This window comes from Mesorhizobium sp. WSM4807, from assembly GCF_055811615.1.
Map to the genome: position 1 here is coordinate 149,639 of NZ_JBVVQY010000001.1, position 15,870 is coordinate 165,508.

The 15,870-nt window shown below is 63.9% G+C and carries 13 protein-coding genes; 8 read left to right on the forward strand and 5 right to left on the reverse strand.

The genetic code is table 11. The annotated features are described in order from the left end of the window. Positions 1-6: 6 nt before the first annotated feature. Positions 7-1,440 carry an allantoinase PuuE gene (gene puuE, locus AC0L3N_RS00740; protein WP_473544871.1) on the reverse strand — a complete coding sequence of 478 codons (1,434 nt, stop codon included), beginning with the start codon at positions 1,438-1,440 and terminating at the stop codon, positions 7-9. A gap of 173 nt (positions 1,441-1,613) precedes the next feature. Here puuE and uraH point away from each other — a divergent pair, with 173 nt between their 5' ends. The 4 genes from uraH to xdhC all read left to right on the forward strand — a co-directional run bounded on the left by uraH (position 1,614) and on the right by xdhC (position 7,112). Next, positions 1,614-1,988 (forward strand): hydroxyisourate hydrolase, encoded by a 375-nt coding sequence (gene uraH / locus AC0L3N_RS00745; protein WP_095493926.1) that lies wholly within the window; start codon positions 1,614-1,616, stop codon positions 1,986-1,988. A gap of 3 nt (positions 1,989-1,991) precedes the next feature. After that, positions 1,992-3,473 carry a xanthine dehydrogenase small subunit gene (gene xdhA / locus AC0L3N_RS00750; RefSeq protein ID WP_473544873.1) on the forward strand — a complete coding sequence of 494 codons (1,482 nt, stop codon included), beginning with the start codon at positions 1,992-1,994 and terminating at the stop codon, positions 3,471-3,473. A 214-nt stretch (positions 3,474-3,687) separates the two neighbouring features. Next, positions 3,688-6,036 (forward strand): xanthine dehydrogenase molybdopterin binding subunit, encoded by a 2,349-nt coding sequence (gene xdhB / locus AC0L3N_RS00755; RefSeq protein WP_473544875.1) that lies wholly within the window; start codon positions 3,688-3,690, stop codon positions 6,034-6,036. An 86-nt stretch (positions 6,037-6,122) separates the two neighbouring features. Beyond that, complete coding sequence (gene xdhC, locus AC0L3N_RS00760) at positions 6,123-7,112, forward strand: xanthine dehydrogenase accessory protein XdhC (protein WP_473544877.1); 990 nt, start codon at positions 6,123-6,125, stop codon at positions 7,110-7,112. Positions 7,113-7,169: 57 nt separating this feature from the next. Here xdhC and AC0L3N_RS00765 read toward each other — a convergent pair whose 3' ends face one another. From AC0L3N_RS00765 to AC0L3N_RS00775, 3 genes are all read right to left on the reverse strand, one after another. Then, positions 7,170-8,435 (reverse strand): LLM class flavin-dependent oxidoreductase, encoded by a 1,266-nt coding sequence (locus AC0L3N_RS00765; RefSeq protein WP_473544879.1) that lies wholly within the window; start codon positions 8,433-8,435, stop codon positions 7,170-7,172. Continuing rightward, positions 8,432-9,457 (reverse strand): LLM class flavin-dependent oxidoreductase, encoded by a 1,026-nt coding sequence (locus tag AC0L3N_RS00770; RefSeq protein WP_473544881.1) that lies wholly within the window; start codon positions 9,455-9,457, stop codon positions 8,432-8,434. The genes AC0L3N_RS00765 and AC0L3N_RS00770 overlap by 4 nt, the downstream gene beginning before the upstream one ends. An 87-nt stretch (positions 9,458-9,544) precedes the next feature. Beyond that, positions 9,545-10,465 (reverse strand): LysR family transcriptional regulator, encoded by a 921-nt coding sequence (locus AC0L3N_RS00775; protein WP_095493920.1) that lies wholly within the window; start codon positions 10,463-10,465, stop codon positions 9,545-9,547. 244 nt (positions 10,466-10,709) lie between these two features. Here AC0L3N_RS00775 and AC0L3N_RS00780 point away from each other — a divergent pair, with 244 nt between their 5' ends. From AC0L3N_RS00780 to AC0L3N_RS00795, 4 genes are all read left to right on the forward strand, one after another. Then, on the forward strand, positions 10,710-11,927 hold the full coding sequence (locus AC0L3N_RS00780; RefSeq protein ID WP_473544883.1) for a urate hydroxylase PuuD: 1,218 nt from the start codon (positions 10,710-10,712) through the stop codon (positions 11,925-11,927). A 2-nt stretch (positions 11,928-11,929) separates the two neighbouring features. Beyond that, positions 11,930-13,243, forward strand: a complete 1,314-nt coding sequence (gene guaD, locus AC0L3N_RS00785; RefSeq protein ID WP_473544885.1) for a guanine deaminase — start codon at positions 11,930-11,932, stop codon at positions 13,241-13,243. Positions 13,244-13,318: 75 nt separating this feature from the next. Next, the gene (locus tag AC0L3N_RS00790) at positions 13,319-13,822 is read left to right on the forward strand and encodes a heme-degrading domain-containing protein (RefSeq protein WP_473544887.1); all 504 of its coding nucleotides are present in this window, start codon (positions 13,319-13,321) and stop codon (positions 13,820-13,822) included. Then, positions 13,819-15,084, forward strand: coding sequence for a glycerate kinase type-2 family protein (locus AC0L3N_RS00795; protein WP_473544888.1), 1,266 nt, complete (start codon positions 13,819-13,821; stop codon positions 15,082-15,084). Before AC0L3N_RS00790 ends, AC0L3N_RS00795 begins: the two co-directional genes overlap by 4 nt. Positions 15,085-15,086: 2 nt before the next feature. On the opposite strand, the gene AC0L3N_RS00800 is transcribed toward AC0L3N_RS00795, so the two are convergent. After that, entirely contained in the window at positions 15,087-15,812 is a 726-nt protein-coding gene (locus AC0L3N_RS00800; protein ID WP_280178803.1) for a UdgX family uracil-DNA binding protein, read from the reverse strand. Positions 15,813-15,870 lie beyond the last annotated feature (58 nt).

Sequence of the window (15,870 nt, forward strand, 5' to 3'; positions counted from 1 at the left end):
CCAAGCCTATTGCGGAAGCATGTCCTTGAGGCGAAGCAGCGCAATGCGCTCGACCTGTTTGCAGGCGGTGTCGAATTCGACGTCGTGGCTGTTGCCGATGCGCGCCTCGAACGCAGCCAGGATTTCCGCCTTGGTCGTGCCTTTCACCGCGATAATGAAGGGAAAGCCAAAGGAAGTGACGTAGGCGGCATTGAGTTTCGAGAACAGCTCGCGCTCCTTGTCGGTCAGCGCGTCGAGCCCGGCGGAGGCCTGTTCCCTCGTCGATTCCGCCGTCAGCCGCTTGGCCTGCGCCAGTTTTCCGGCGAGGTCGGGATGGGCGTTGAGCACGGAGAGCCGCTCGGCCTCGCTGGCGGCGCGAAAGACACGGCACAGCGCGTTGTGCAGGCCGCCGGCGCTGTCATGCGCTGGGCCGAGTTCCAGTTCGTAGGCGCGCTCGGCGATCCACGGCGAATGCTCGAACACGCCGCCGAAAGCCTGGACGAAAGCCGCGAATTCCATTTTCGACGGGCGCAGCGCCGGCGGCCGAAACGGATGGATTTCCTGCCAGTGCCTGGCTATGTCGATGCGCCGCGCCAGCCATACCTTGTCGTGCGATTTGACGTAGTCGACAAAGCGCTTGAGCGCCGCGACCCGGCCCGGCCGGCCGACAAGGCGGCAGTGCAGGCCGATATTCATCATGCGCGGCCGCCCTGCCTTGCCCTCGGCATAGAGCGTGTCAAAACTATCCCTGAGATAGGCGAAGAACTGGTCGCCCGAGTTGAAACCCTGCGGCGTGGCGAAGCGCATGTCGTTGGCGTCGAGCGTATAGGGGATGATGAGCTGCGGCTTCGCCGATCCGTTTGGCCCATCATGCTCGAACCAGTAGGGCAGTTCGTCGTCATAGGTGTCCGACACATAGTCGAAGCCGCCTTCCTCCGCCGCCAGCCGCACGGTGTTGATCGAAGTGCGGCCGGTGTACCAGCCTGTCGGCCGCGCCCCAGTCACCTCGTAGTGCAGCTGGATCGCCTCTTCCATGTCGCGGCGCTCGTCCTCCGGCGCATGGTCGCGATAGTCGATCCATCTCAGCCCGTGCGAGGCGATCTCCCAGCCGGCCCCCTGCATCGCCGCGACCTGGTCGGGCGAACGCGCCAGCGCTGTGGCGACGCCATAGCAGGTGACCGGCACCTCAGCCTCGGTGAACAGGCGCAGCAATCGCCAGAAGCCGGCGCGAGCGCCATATTCGTAAATCGATTCCATGTTCCAATGGCGCTGGCCGGGCCAGGGTGCGGCGCCGACGATCTCGGACAGGAAGGCTTCCGAAGCCTTGTCGCCATGCAGGACGCAGTTCTCGCCGCCCTCCTCGTAATTGACGACGAACTGAACCGAGACATGCGCCCCGCCAGGCCATTTCGGATCCGGCGGATTGGCGCCGTAGCCGCGCATGTCTCGTTCGTAACGCATTGTCGCTCCTGCCGAATAGTGTGATCAGGATAATCGAAAGGCCTGCTTGCGCATTCCCCCGAAAATTTTGAAAGTGTTTTTGCAGCACTCCGCTCGACCGGGACTTATGCATCGCCTTTAATTGGCGCACAATTCGTCAAGCACGTTTGAGTGTACCGGAATGGGAGCAGCCAGTGGCGGAAACGTCGAAAGCCGAAGGCGGACGTCTGACGACCCATGTCCTCGACACCGCGACCGGCAGGCCGGCGGCCGGCCTGTCGATCGAGCTTTACCGCATCAACGACGACATGCGGACGCATCTGAAGACAGCGGTCACCAATGCCGACGGTCGCTGTGACGCGCCGCTGCTTGCCGACGCGGAATTCCGCACCGGCGAATACGAGCTGGTCTTCGCGGCCGGCGACTATCTGCGCCGGCAGGGGTTGAGGTTGCCGGAACCGGCCTTCCTCGACAGCGTGCCGATACGCTTCGGCATGGCCGAGCCGGTGCACTATCATGTGCCGCTGCTTATATCCCCCTACGGCTATTCGACCTATCGCGGGAGTTGAGACATGGCCGGGCTCAAGATGCGCAATGAGATACGCTTCATCCTCAATGGCGAGCACGTTGCGTTGATCAAGGTTGCACCCGACGAGACCTTGCTCGACTGGCTGCGGCTCGAGCGCTCGCTGCGCGGCACCAAGGAAGGTTGCGCCGAGGGCGATTGCGGCGCCTGCACGGTGCTGGTCGGGAGGCTCTCCGCCGGCCGGCTGGTCTATGAAAGCGTCAATGCCTGCATCCGCTTCCTCGGCTCGCTCGATGGCACGCATGTCGTGACTGTCGAGCATTTGCGTGGCGACGGCGAAAAACTGCATCCGGTGCAGCAGGCGATGGTCGATTTCCACGGCTCGCAATGCGGCTTCTGCACGCCGGGCTTTGTCATGTCGCTCTACGCTCTCTGGATGCGGTCGCCCGAGCCTTCGGATGCAGCCATCGAAAAGGCGCTGCAGGGCAATCTCTGCCGGTGCACCGGCTACGAGGCGATCGTCCGCGCCGCTCGCGCCATCTCCAGCTACGGCAAGGCGGCAAAGGACCCGTTGGCGGCCGAGCGCAAGGCCATCACGGCCAAGCTCGAAGGGATGAAGGACGGTTCGCGTATCGAGATCGGCGCCGGCAAGCAGCGGCTGATCGTGCCGGCCAATGCCGACGATCTCGCCGTCGTGCTCGATAAGGAGCCCGGCGCTACCATCGTTGCCGGTTCGACCGATGTCGGCCTATGGGTGACCAAGCATATGCGCGAGATTGCGCCGGCGATCTTCATCGGCAATCTCGACGGGCTCTGCGCGGTTTCCGAGGATAAGGGCATCATCTCGATCGGCGCTGGTGTCACCTATACCGAAGCTTTCTCAATATTGGCGAAGCGCATACCCGCGCTCGGGCCGCTGTTCGATCGCATCGGCGGCGACCAGGTGCGCAATATGGGCACGATCGGCGGCAACATCGCCAACGGCTCGCCGATCGGCGACACGCCGCCGCCGCTGATCGCTTTGGATGCGCGGTTGACGCTGCGCCGCGGCAACAAGCGGCGGACGATCCCGCTCGAAGATTTCTTCATCGCCTATGGCAAGCAGGATCGGCAGCCGGGCGAGTTCGTCGAGGCCGTGCATGTCCCGGTGCCGGGCAGCGACACGAAATTCGCCGTCTACAAGATCACCAAGCGCCGTGACGAGGACATCACCGCAGCGCTTGGCGCATTCCTGCTGACCTTGGCCAAGGACGGCACGGTGGCGGATATCCGCATCGCCTATGGCGGCATGGCGGCAACGCCGAAGCGGGCGGCCGCAGTTGAAGAGGCGCTGCTTGGCAAGCCCTGGACGGAGGCGACGGTCGAGAAGGCGATGGCCGAGTACGCCAAAGACTTTACCCCGCTGACCGACATGCGAGCGAGCGCCGAATACCGGGCGCTGGCGGCGCGCAACCTGCTGTTGCGGTTCTTCGCCGAGACCAGCGGCACCAAGGCGCCGATCCAGATATCGCGCCACGAGGCGGCGTGATGAGCTTGTATATTACCTCAGGCAAACAAACAGCCGAACGATCGCGAGTAGCGTCCTTCTCCCCGTTTCCGGGGAGAAGATGCCGGCAGGCAGATGAGGGGCGTCGCCGTCCTCGATCGATATTCGCAAGCTCGTCAACGTCAACGCTGCCCCTCATCCGGCCCTTCGGGCCACCTTCTCCCCGTGGACGGGGAGAAGGGAGGAGAGGCGCGCCATGACCCGCCACGCTCCCAACCTCAGGGCACAGAAAATCGCTGGTGGCGTTGCCGCCGGCCAGCGCCATGATTCCGCGCACAAGCATGTCCGCGGCACCGCCGTCTATATCGATGACATGCCGGAACCATCAGGCACGCTGCATGGCTGCCTCGGACTTTCGACGGCCACGCACGCCAGCATCACCAGCATGGACCTGTCGGCGGTGCGCGCAGCGCCCGGTGTCGTCGACGTGCTGACGGCCAGTGACGTGCCGGGCGAAAACGACATTTCGCCGACCGGCCGCCACGACGAACCGGTGCTGGCCGACGGCAAGGTGCAGTTCTTCGGCCAGCCGATCTTCTGCGTCATCGCCGAAACCCGCGAGCAGGCGCGCCGCGCCACAAGGCTGGCCAAGGTCGAATACAAGGAATTGCCTTTCGTCACCGACATCGGCGTCCTCGATGCCAGGAAGGACAAGCTCGTCACACCGCCGCTGACCTTGAAGCGTGGCAATGCCGCCGCTGCAATCAAAGCGGCGCCGCGCCGGCTGAAGGGAAAAATGCGCATTGGCGGCCAGGAGCATTTCTATCTCGAGGGCCATATCGCCCTGGCCATCCCGGGCGAGGACCAGGACGTCACCATCTTTTCCTCGACCCAGCATCCGAGCGAAATCCAGCACATGGTCAGCCATGCGCTCGGCGTGCCGAGCCATGCAGTGACGGTGGAGATCCGCCGGATGGGCGGCGCTTTCGGCGGCAAGGAAACGCAGGGCAACCAGTTTGCAGTATTGGCCGCTATCGCCGCGAAGAAACATCATCGCGCCGTCAAAATCCGGCCCGACCGTGACGACGACATGATCGCCACCGGCAAGCGCCACGACTTTCTGGTCGATTACGAAGTCGGCTTTGATGACGAGGGCAATATTCTCGGTGTCGATTTCATGTTCGCCGCGCGCTGCGGCTTCTCGGCGGACCTCTCAGGACCAGTGACCGACCGCGCGCTGTTCCACTGTGACAACACCTATTTCTGGCCGGCGGTGCACGCGCAATCGGCGCCGCTCTACACCAACACCGTGTCGAACACCGCCTTCCGTGGCTTCGGCGGGCCGCAAGGCATGGTCGGCGCCGAGCGTGTCATCGAAGAGGTCGCCTTTGCCGTCGGCAAGGACTCGCTCGAGATTCGCAAGAAGAACTTTTATGGCACCAGCGACCGCAACGTCACGCCCTATCACCAGACGGTCGAGGACAACATCGTCCACCGCATCGTCGCCGAGTTGGAGGCGAGTTGCGACTATGCGAGGCGTCGCCGCACCATTGAAGCGTTCAACGCCAACAGCCGCTTCATCAAACGTGGATTGGCGCTGACGCCGGTCAAGTTCGGCATCTCGTTCACCGCCACCCACTACAACCAGGCCGGCGCGCTGGTGCATGTCTACACCGACGGTTCGGTGCATCTGAACCATGGCGGCACCGAGATGGGGCAGGGCCTCTACGTCAAGGTGGCGCAGGTGGTGGCGGAAGAATTCCAGATCGACCTCGACCAGGTAAAGATCACCGCGACGACGACCGGCAAGGTCCCGAACACCTCGGCGACCGCCGCATCGTCCGGTTCCGACCTCAATGGTATGGCGGCGCAGAACGCGGCCCGGCAGATCAAGGAGCGGTTGACCAACTTCGCCGCCGAAAAATACCAGGTGCCGCGCGATCAGGTATTGTTCCTGCCCAACCGGGTGCGTATCGGCAACCAGGAGATCGCCTTCGCCGATCTCGTCAGGCAGGCCTACATGGCGCGCATCCAGCTTTCGGCGGCGGGCTTCTACAAGACGCCGAAAATCCACTGGGACCGCGACAAGGGCGAGGGCCGCCCCTTCTACTATTTCGCCTATGGCGCCGCGTGCTCGGAAGTCTCGGTCGACACGCTGACCGGCGAATATGTCGTCGAGCGCACCGACATCCTGCACGAGACCGGCCGCTCGCTGAACCGCGCCATCGACCTTGGCCAGGTCGAAGGCGGCTTCATCCAAGGCATGGGATGGCTGACGACGGAGGAACTTTGGTGGGACAACAAGGGCCGGCTGCGCACCCATGCGCCGTCGACCTACAAAATCCCCTTGGCCTCGGACCGGCCGAAGATCTTCAACGTGAGGCTGGCCGATTGGCCGGAAGCGAGCGAGCCGACGGTGCACCGCTCCAAGGCGGTCGGCGAGCCGCCTCTGCCGCTCGGCATCTCGGTGCTGCATGCGCTGTCGGATGCGGTGGCGAGCGTTGCCGACCACAGGATTTGTCCGCGCCTCGACCCACCGGCGACGCCGGAGCGGGTGCTGATGGCGATCGAACGGCTGAAGAGGGAAGCCAAGGCTGGTGCTTGAACCCCACCCCAGAACAGGTCCCAGGTTCGGACAGGGCGTGCAATCCGGGCCAAAAACTCTATATTTCCCGGTAGGGAAAGCGAAACATGACCTCGAAAGTGCAAAGCTTGAAAGCCTTTCTTGCCGGCGCCGGTCGGGTCGTCCTGGTCGAGGTGGCCGGGACAAAAGGTTCGACCCCGCGCGACAAAGGCGCCTTCATGCTCGTCTCGGGCGCGGCGATTTTTGGCACGATCGGCGGCGGACAACTCGAATTCATGGCGATCGATAAGGCGCGGCAGCTGCTTCTCTTCCCCCTTGAGGGGCAGATGGCCGCGGAGCGGCCAGAGGGGGTCGTCTCAGAAGGCACGGCCAGAGCGTCGAGCACTGCCGCGGCGACCCCACCCGACGGCTTCGCTGCCACCCTCCCCTCAAGGGGGAGGGATACGCGCACGACACTCGATGTCCCGCTCGGGCCGGAGATCGGGCAATGCTGCGGCGGCAGGGTCGAGGTGCTGATCCGGCTGGTCGACACGGCGTTGGCGCAAGAGCTGGTCGCGGCGGCGGACGCCGAGCAGGCGCAGCTGCCGCATGTCTACATCTTCGGCGGCGGCCATGTCGGCCATGCGCTGGCTTCGGCGGTGGCCTTGCTGCCGGTACGTGTCGTCGTTGTCGAGACGCGGGCCGAGGCGCTTGAGGGTATGCCGGACACTGTCGAAACCTGTCTGACGCCGATGCCCGAGGCATCGGTGCGCAAAGCTCCGGCTGGCGCCGCGTTCATCGTGCTCACTCACGACCACGCACTGGATTTCCTGATCGTCGCCGAGGCACTGAAACGCCGGGATGCTGCCTATGTCGGCATGATCGGCTCGAAGACCAAAAAGGCGACATTCAGGAACTGGTTCCTGAAGTCGGCGGACGGCAGCGCGGCGGAATTTGCCCGCCTCGTCTCGCCGATCGGCGGCAATGCAGTCAAGGACAAGCGCCCGCAGGTGATCGCGGCAGTTGCGGCGGCCGAGATCATGACGGCGCTGGCCGCGCATGCCGTCGCACCAGCCGCTCCGCACCCCGCCTCTCGTCGCAAAGCGATTGCCGGCTGACGGCTGGTATCCCGCCGAGCTGCATTTTCGTGCAGGCGAACTTCCATAGCCTGCTGCTCACTTCGGTCGTTTCAAGCCCAGATGGTCGCGCAGCATACGGCCCTCATAGTCCTTGCGGAACAGGCCGCGCCGCTGCAGCTCCGGTACGACAAGTGTGGCAAATGCATCGAGCTCACCAGGGAAGTAAGACGGCATGACGTTGAAACCGTCGGCCGCGCCGCCCTCGAAGCGTGCCTCGAGCTCGTCGGCGATCTGGGCAGGCGTTCCGACGACGCGCCAGTGACCACGCGCGCCGGCGAAATGGCGGGCAAGCTGGCGAATCGAAAGGTTGTCCCGGCGCGACTGCTCGATGACCAGCGCCTGCCGGCTCTGCATGCCTTCGCTGGCCGGCAGCTGCGGCAGCGGCCCGTCTATGGGGTAGCGCCATAGATCGGAAATGCTGAGATAGCTGGAAAGCAGCGCCACGCCGACATCGTCGGGGATCAGTTCTTGCAGCTCCTCATGCTTGGCCCTGGCTTCCGTTTCGGTTGCCGCGACGATCGGCGCGACGCCCGGCATGATCTTGATGTCGTCCGGTTCGCGCCCATAGGTCGCCAGACGCCTCTTGAGATCGGTGTAGAAGGCCTTCGCCTCCTCGAATGTCTGCGCCGCCGTGAACACGACATCAGCGGTTCGGGCGGCGAGATCCCGGCCCTCGTCCGATGCCCCCGCCTGAACCATCACCGGTGCGCCTTGAGGTGAGCGCGGCAGGTCGAGCGGGTCGCGCACTGAAAAGCTTCTGCTGTCGTGACCAGGTCCGGAAACCCCGTCGAGCTTGCCTCGCCAGAGTGCGGTAACCACGCCAGCGAATTCACGCGCGCGCTCATAACGGTCAGCATGGGGGCGCAGGCCGGTTGAACCGAAATTGGCGGCTTCGATGTGGCTGGCGGACGTGACGAGATTCCAGCCGGCACGGCCGCTGCTCAGATGGTCGAGCGACAAAAAAGTCCGCGCCAGCCCGTAAGGCTCGTTGTAGCTTGTTGACGCCGTGGAGACGAGACCGATGCGGCTGGTCTGGACCGCGAGAGCCGCAAGCAGGCTGATGGGTTCGAACCCGATCGAGCGTGACGTCTGGCTGGCAATGTTGACATTGGCCTCGCGCACGCCGGCGGCGTCCTCGCAGAACAGCAGGTCGAACTTCGCCGCCTCCGCCGTCCGCGCTAGCTGGATGTAATGCTCGATGTCGACGCCCGCCGTGACATGCGCTTTTGGGTGGCGCCAAGCGGCAATGTGGTGGCCTGTTGCCCACAGAAAGGCGCCGAGCTTCATCTGACGGGCGGTCATTGCCCCTCCTCCCCGACCAATTGGAGATGGGAGCGCAGCGTCGCGCCGGGATAATCCGACCGGAGAAGGCCGCGGCGACGAAGCTCCGGCAGCACGTGATCGACGAAATCGTCGAGAACAGACTCGAGCGGCGGCATGAGTATGTTGAAACCGTCGCAGCTTTTCGACCGGAAGGACTCTTCGAGCCTGTCCGCGATAACGTCCGGCCTGGCGGCCATTTCAGCACCCGGCGCGACGTTCATCAGCACCTTTATCGCGCCGGGGCTACGCCCGAACGCAAGCGCGCGGCGCTTCAGATCGTCAGCCTTGGCGCCCGCGATCGATGGCTCGTCCAGCAGGATGACATCGGCGACGCGGGCACCGATTTCCATGTCGGGCTCCGACAGGCCTGGCATGATGAGCACCGGCGTATCCTGCGGCGAGCGTGCAACGTTCAGCGGCCCGCGCACGGAGAAAAACTCGCCCTTGTGATCGAGCAGGTGCATCTTTTCGGCATCGAAGAAGCGGCCATCGCTTTTGTCGAACAGCAGGGCATCTGCATCCCAGCCTCGCCACAAGCCTTGCACGATACCGATGAATTCCTCCGCGCGTTGGCGAAAATCATCGCCGGAAAACCCTTCCGGCCGGCTGAAATTGGCCGCCTCGCGCAGATCCGGCGTCATCGTCGCGCGCCAGCCGGCACGGCCGTGGCTGATGATGTCGAGCGATGCGAAACGGCGCGCCAGATTGTAGGGCTGGTGGGCGACCGTCGATGCCGCGGCGACCAGGCCGATCCTGCTGGTCACCGTCGCCAGCGCCGCCAGCAGGGTCGTCGCTTCGAAGGGCAGTTGCCGGTTTGGTGCGTCGCCGCCTGAAACCGGCGCTGAATCGGCAAGCAGCACCATGTCCAGCCCGGCTGCCTCGGCTTTTTGCACGAACCGGGCCAGAAGGTTGAAATCCGCGCCGCCGGCTGGCGGCTCGTTGGAAGGAGCATTTCCCGGCAACAAGGAAACGGCGAGATGCATTGTGGGGCCGTTGCCCATCGATAGTCCTTGCAAGGCGAAAGCTCTACCAGAACTATGTCCGCCACCTCCAGGGATGGCAACCGGTTGCGCTGGTCCAGCAAGCCGTCACTTGCCTGCCAGAATATCCTTGATCAGCCGTTGGCAGCGCTCGGCCATGAAGTCGAGCAGCAGCCGCACCTTCGGGTCCTGCAGCTTCTTGTGCGGGTAGACGGCGGCGAACTGCACCGGTGTCGGCGGGGTGTCTGGCAGGATCACCTTCAGCCGCCGATCGCGGATGAACGGCTCGACCTCGAAGCGCGGCTTGTTGATGATGCCGCGGCCGGACAGCGCCCAGCCGGTCAGCACGTCGCCATCGTCGGTGTCATAGGGCCCGTGCACTTCGAATTTCCGCGGGCCGTCGGCCGTCTGCAGCGTCCAGACGTATTCGCGTGCGCCGGCGTAGCGCAGCATCAGGCAGTCGTGCTTCTTGCCGATCAGTTCCTGCGGCTCGGTCGGCTCACCGCGCGCCTCCAGATATTTCGGCGCCGCCACCAGCACCCGTTCGCACTCCATGATGCCGCGCATCCTGAGGCTGGAATCCTCGATGATGCCCAGCCGGAAGGCGACATCGATGCCTTCCTTCATGATGTCGACATTGTGGTCTGAAAGCCTCAGCCGCACCTCGATGTCTGGGTATTTGTCGTGGAAATCGGGGATTCCCGACGCCACCAGCCGCCGGCCAAGCCCGAGCGGCGCTGTCACCTTGATGGTGCCGCGCGGCTGGCCGGACAAGGCGCTGACCGCGGCTTCGGCCTCGGTAATGGCTTCCAGAACCTGCTTGGCGCCGGAGTAGAACACGGTGCCGTGTTCGGTCGGCATCAACTGCCGCGTCGTGCGGTTGAACAGCCTGACACCAAGGTGCTTCTCGAGCTCCTTGATGCGGTTGGAGGCAACCGCCGGCGAAATGCGCATGTCACGACCCGCCGCCGACAGATTGCCAAGCTCGACGACGCGGACGAAGACGGCGATGTTGTCGAGATAGGCCATGCGGCTTTAGGGCTCTCGTGCGGCTGCGTAGGGATAACCCTAGTGCATGACCCCGAAAAATCGGAATCGATTTTCGGAAAGGATCATGCACCAGATAAAAACTGCTACAGCGTCCTTTGCGCGTCCAAGGGACGCGCGGCGCTGTAGTATTTTCCAATTTTTTTTGAAAGTCATCGTGCAGCTCGGCCCTTTCCGTTTGCGCTCCAGTCCGTAAAGTCACCCGATCGGCAGGGACGATCTTTCAATGATGGATTTCGCGATTTTCTGGGACTGGCTGAGTTTCGCCGTGCGCTGGCTGCATGTCGTCACCAGCATAGCCTGGATCGGCTCGTCCTTCTATTTCGTCGCGCTCGATCTTGGCTTGCGCCAGCGTCCGGGCATGCCTGTCGGCGCCTTCGGCGAGGAATGGCAGGTGCATGGCGGCGGCTTCTACCACATCCAGAAATATCTGGTGGCGCCGGCCGAAATGCCCGAGCACCTGACCTGGTTCAAATGGGAATCCTACGCCACCTGGCTGTCGGGCTTTGCCATGCTGTGCGTCGTCTACTATGCCGGGGCGGACCTCTTCCTGATCGATCCCAACGTGCTTGCCATGTCGGTGCCTACAGGCATCTTGCTGTCGCTGGCGACGATCGGCGTTGGCTGGGTGGTCTACGATCTCTTATGCCGTTCGCCGCTTGGCAGGAGCGACACCGGCCTGATGCTGGTGCTCTATGGCGTGCTGGTGTTCATCGCCTGGGGTCTTACCCATCTGTTCACCGGCCGCGCCGCTTTCCTGCATCTTGGCGCCATCACCGCGACGATCATGTCGGCCAATGTCTTCATGGTCATCATTCCGAACCAGAAGATCGTCGTCGCCGACCTGATCGCCGGCCGCAGGCCCGACCCGAAATACGGCAAGATCGCCAAGCAGCGCTCGCTGCACAACAATTACCTGACGCTGCCCGTTCTGTTCCTGATGCTGTCGAACCACTACCCGCTGGCGTTCGGCACCGAGTTCAACTGGGTAATCGCCTCGCTGGTTTTCACCATCGGCGTGTTGATCCGGCACTATTTCAACACCATGCATGCGCGCAAGGGTAACCCGACCTGGACCTGGCTGGCTGCCGCCGTCCTGTTCGTCATCATTATCTGGCTGTCAACGGTGCCGAAAGTGCTGACCGGCGACGTCAAGGCGTCCTCGGCGGCACAGGTCTATGTCGCCTCGGCGCACTTTCCCGCAGTGCGCGACACGGTGCTTGGCCGCTGCTCTATGTGTCATGCGCAGGAGCCATCCTACGAGGGCATCTATCACGCGCCGAAAGGTGTGATGCTCGACACTGACGCCGGTATCGCCGAGCAAGCCCGCGAGATCTACCTGCAGGCCGGCCGCAGCCACGCGATGCCGCCCGCCAACGTCACCCATATCACCGACAAGGAGCGGGCGCTGCTGGTGGCATGGTTCGAGGAGGCGGGGAAATAAGCATGACCAGCACGCTCCTGCGCGGCCGCACGCTGTCCTTCCTGCGCTGGCCTGAGACCGTCGACGACCATTCCGCCTGGCGCTACGAGGATGACGGCGGCCTGCTGCTCCGCGACGGCAGGATCGTTGCCGCAGGCGCCTATGCCGACGTCGAGAAAAAGGCTGATGAAGGCGTAAAAAAGATCGACCACCGCCCGCATTTGCTGCTGCCGGGCTTCATTGACGCGCATGCGCATTTTCCGCAGATGCAGGTTATCGCTTCCTACGGCGCCGAGCTGCTAGACTGGCTGAACACTTACACCTTTCCCGAGGAAACCAAATTCCAGAACGCCCAGCATGGCCGCCGCATCGCCAGGCTGTTCCTCGACGAGATGGTGCGCCACGGCACGACGACAGTCGCCGCCTATTGCTCGGTCCACAGGGAATCGGCCGAAGCGTTCTTCGCCGAGTCGCATGACCGCAACATGCTCAACGTCGCCGGCAAGGTGATGATGGATCGCAACGCGCCGGAGGGCGTGCTCGACACGCCGCAATCGGCCTATGACGACAGCAAGGCGCTGATCGCCGAGTGGCACGGCAAGGGGCGCCAGCACTATGCCATCACACCGCGCTTCGCCATCACCTCCTCACCCGAGCAATTGGAGATGGCGGGCGCGCTCTGCCGCGAACATCCTGATCTGCACATGCAGACGCATCTGTCGGAAAACCACGCCGAGATTGCCTTTACGCTGCAACTCTACCCGCAGGCACACGACTATACCGATGTCTACGAGCAATACGGGCTGCTCGGGCGCAAAAGCCTGTTCGGCCACTGCATCCATCTGTCGGAACGGGAGGCGGATGCGCTTTCGGACACAGGCTCGGTGGCCGTGTTCTGCCCGACCTCGAACCTGTTCCTCGGTTCGGGCCTGTTCGATTATCAGCGCTACCGCACGCGTGACAAAGCTCTTCGGATCGCGGCCGCCACCGATGTCGGCGGCGGCACTAACTATTCGATGCTGCGCACCATGGACGAGGGCTACAAGGCGATCGCCCTGAACGGAGAAAAACTCAACCCGTTCCAGTCGTTCTGGCAGCTCACCCGCGGCAATGCCGAGGCGCTGTCGATCGTGGAAAGGATCGGCACGCTCGACCAAGGCAGCGATGCCGACATCGTCGTCCTCGATGCCCGCGCCACGCCGGCCATGCGGCTGCGGATGGAGACGGCGGACACGCTGGCGGAGGAGCTGTTTCTGCTGCAGACGCTGGGCGACGATCGCGCCGTGCGCGAGGTTTATGTCGCAGGGCGGGCGATGAAGACCGATATGGCGGTTTAGCTATCCGACACGTCCCGGCTTGACCCGGCGGCAGCCATCGGTCAAAGCCTGCAGCGAAGTTGACAGGGGAACGACATGGCCGTTGCGGACGACATCGCTCTGATCAAGAAACAGGAAGCTACGCTTGTCTTCCCCGTCTTCGACGAGGCTGTCGCCTTCAAGATCGGCTCGGCGATCCGCGACCGGGCGCTAGCCGAAGACCTGCCGATCATCGTCGACATCAGGACCTTCGACCGGCCGCTGTTCTACGCGGCAATGCCAGGCTCGAGCGCTTCCAATCCGGACTGGGCGCGGCGCAAGATCAACGTGGTGCGGCGGTTCCTGAAAAGCACCTACCGCATGGTGCTGGAGCAGCAGCGTCCCGACCGCAGCTTCAAGCCGGGCGAGGGGCTCGATATATCAGACTACGTGCTGGCCGGCGGCGGCTTTCCCGTCACGGTCAAAGGCGCCGGTGTGATCGGTGTGATCGCGGTCTCGGGCCTGCCGGAGCGCGAGGATCACGGCGTCGTCGTCGATGCGCTGTGCAGCCATCTCGGCGTCGACGGGCGTGAGTTGGCACTGCCGCCGGAAGCAAAATGACCGCGCTCGATCCCAAGCCCTTCCTCACCGCCATCTTCAATGCCGCCGTCGCCGCCGCCGATCCCCAGAGGACCATCAGGGATCACCTGCCGGCAATGCCGAAAGGGCGCACCATCGTCATTGGTGCGGGAAAAGGCTCGGCACAGATGGCGGCGGCCTTCGAAAAGGTGTGGGACGGGCCGATCGAAGGGTTGGTCGTCACCCGCTACGGCTATGGCGCGACCTGCCAGCGCATCGAGATCATCGAGGCGGCGCACCCGGTGCCGGATGCCGCCGGTCTCGAAGCCTCGCGCCGGCTGCTCGAAAAGGTGCAGGGCCTGACCGCGGACGATCTGGTCGTGGCGCTCATCTCAGGCGGCGGCTCGGCGCTGCTGCCGTCGCCTGCCGAAAGTCTGACGCTGGCCGACGAGATCGCCGTCAACGAGGCGCTGCTTGCCTCCGGCGCACCGATCGCCGCCATGAACACCATCCGCAAGCATATTTCCACGATCAAGGGCGGCAGGCTGGCGGCAGCTGCCTATCCGGCAAAGGTGGTGTCGCTGGTGGTCTCCGACATTCCCGGGGACAATCCGGCGCTGGTTGCTTCCGGTCCGACCGTTCCCGAATCCGGCAACCGCCAAGAGGCGCTGGCATCGATCGCCGCCTATGGCATGAAACTGCCGGCTGCGGTGATGGCGCATATCAATTCGCCGGCCGCAGATGCGCCGCGCGCCGCCGACCCGCGTTTTTCGCGCAACGAGGTGCATCTGATCGCCTCGGCCGGCGTGTCGCTGGAAGCGGCTGCGGCCGAAGCCAGGCGCCAAGGTATCGAGGCGGTCATCCTCTCCGATTCTATTGAGGGCGAGGCGCGCGAGGTCGGCGGTGTCCACGCCGCGATCGCGCGCGAGGTGGCGACGCGCAACCGGCCTTTCCCGAAGCCTGTGCTGATCCTGTCGGGCGGCGAGACGACGGTGACCTTGCGGTCAAAAGGCCGGGGCGGCCGTAACTCGGAATTCCTGCTCGCCTTCGCCATCGGCATCAGCGGCATGGAGGGCGTCCATGCACTGGCCGCTGACACCGATGGCATCGACGGTTCGGAGGACAATGCCGGCGCCTTTGCCGACGGTTCGACGGTTTCGCGGATGCGGGCGGCAGGCGTCAATGCCAAGGCGATGCTTGCCGGCAACAATGCCTGGACGGCATTCAATGCCATTGGCGATCTTTTCGTGCCCGGCCCGACCGGGACGAACGTCAATGATCTCCGGGCCATATTGATCAGATAGGCTCAGGCAGCCATCAGCGTCTTCACCGCCTTCATATCCTTCAGGAACCGCTCGCGTTCGGCCTGTTTGTCCGCCGGCTCGCGGATGCGCAGGATAAAGGACGGGTGGATTGTGACGAAGACACGCAAGCCATCCTCGCGCTCCACGACCGCGCCGCGCATCTTCATGATCGGCACAACTTTGCCGAGCAGAGACTGCGCAGCCGTTGCGCCGAGCGCCACAGCCAGATTGGGCTTGATCAGATCGAGCTCCTTGTCGAGCCACCAGCGGCAGGCCTGCACCTCGCCGGCATTCGGCTTGGAGTGGATGCGCCGCTTGCCGCGCGGCTCGAATTTGAAATGCTTGACCGCGTTGGTGACATAGACTTTCAGCCGATCGACACCGGCATCGTCAAGGATCGCATCGAAGACCTTGCCGGCCGGCCCGACGAAGGGTTTGCCGGCCAGATCTTCCTGGTCGCCAGGCTGTTCACCGACGAAAACCACCTTGGCTTTATCAGGCCCTTCGCCGAACACGGTCTGCGTCGCGTTGCGCCACAGCGGACAGCGACGGCAGGCCTTCGCCACTTCGCTGAGTTCGGGAATGGTGCTTGCGCCATCGTCTTCCGCCGTCTCAGGCAATTCACGGTTGGGCCAGCGTCTTGCCTGCACCTTGGCGTGGTGCGGCGCGGGAGTTGTCTGCATCCTGGCAATCATGGCTGATGCGGCCTTGTCCGCAGCTGCGATCAGATGCGGAATGAGCGAAACCCCGGAAAGGTTCCTTCAAATAGCCCGGACCCCAGGCTTT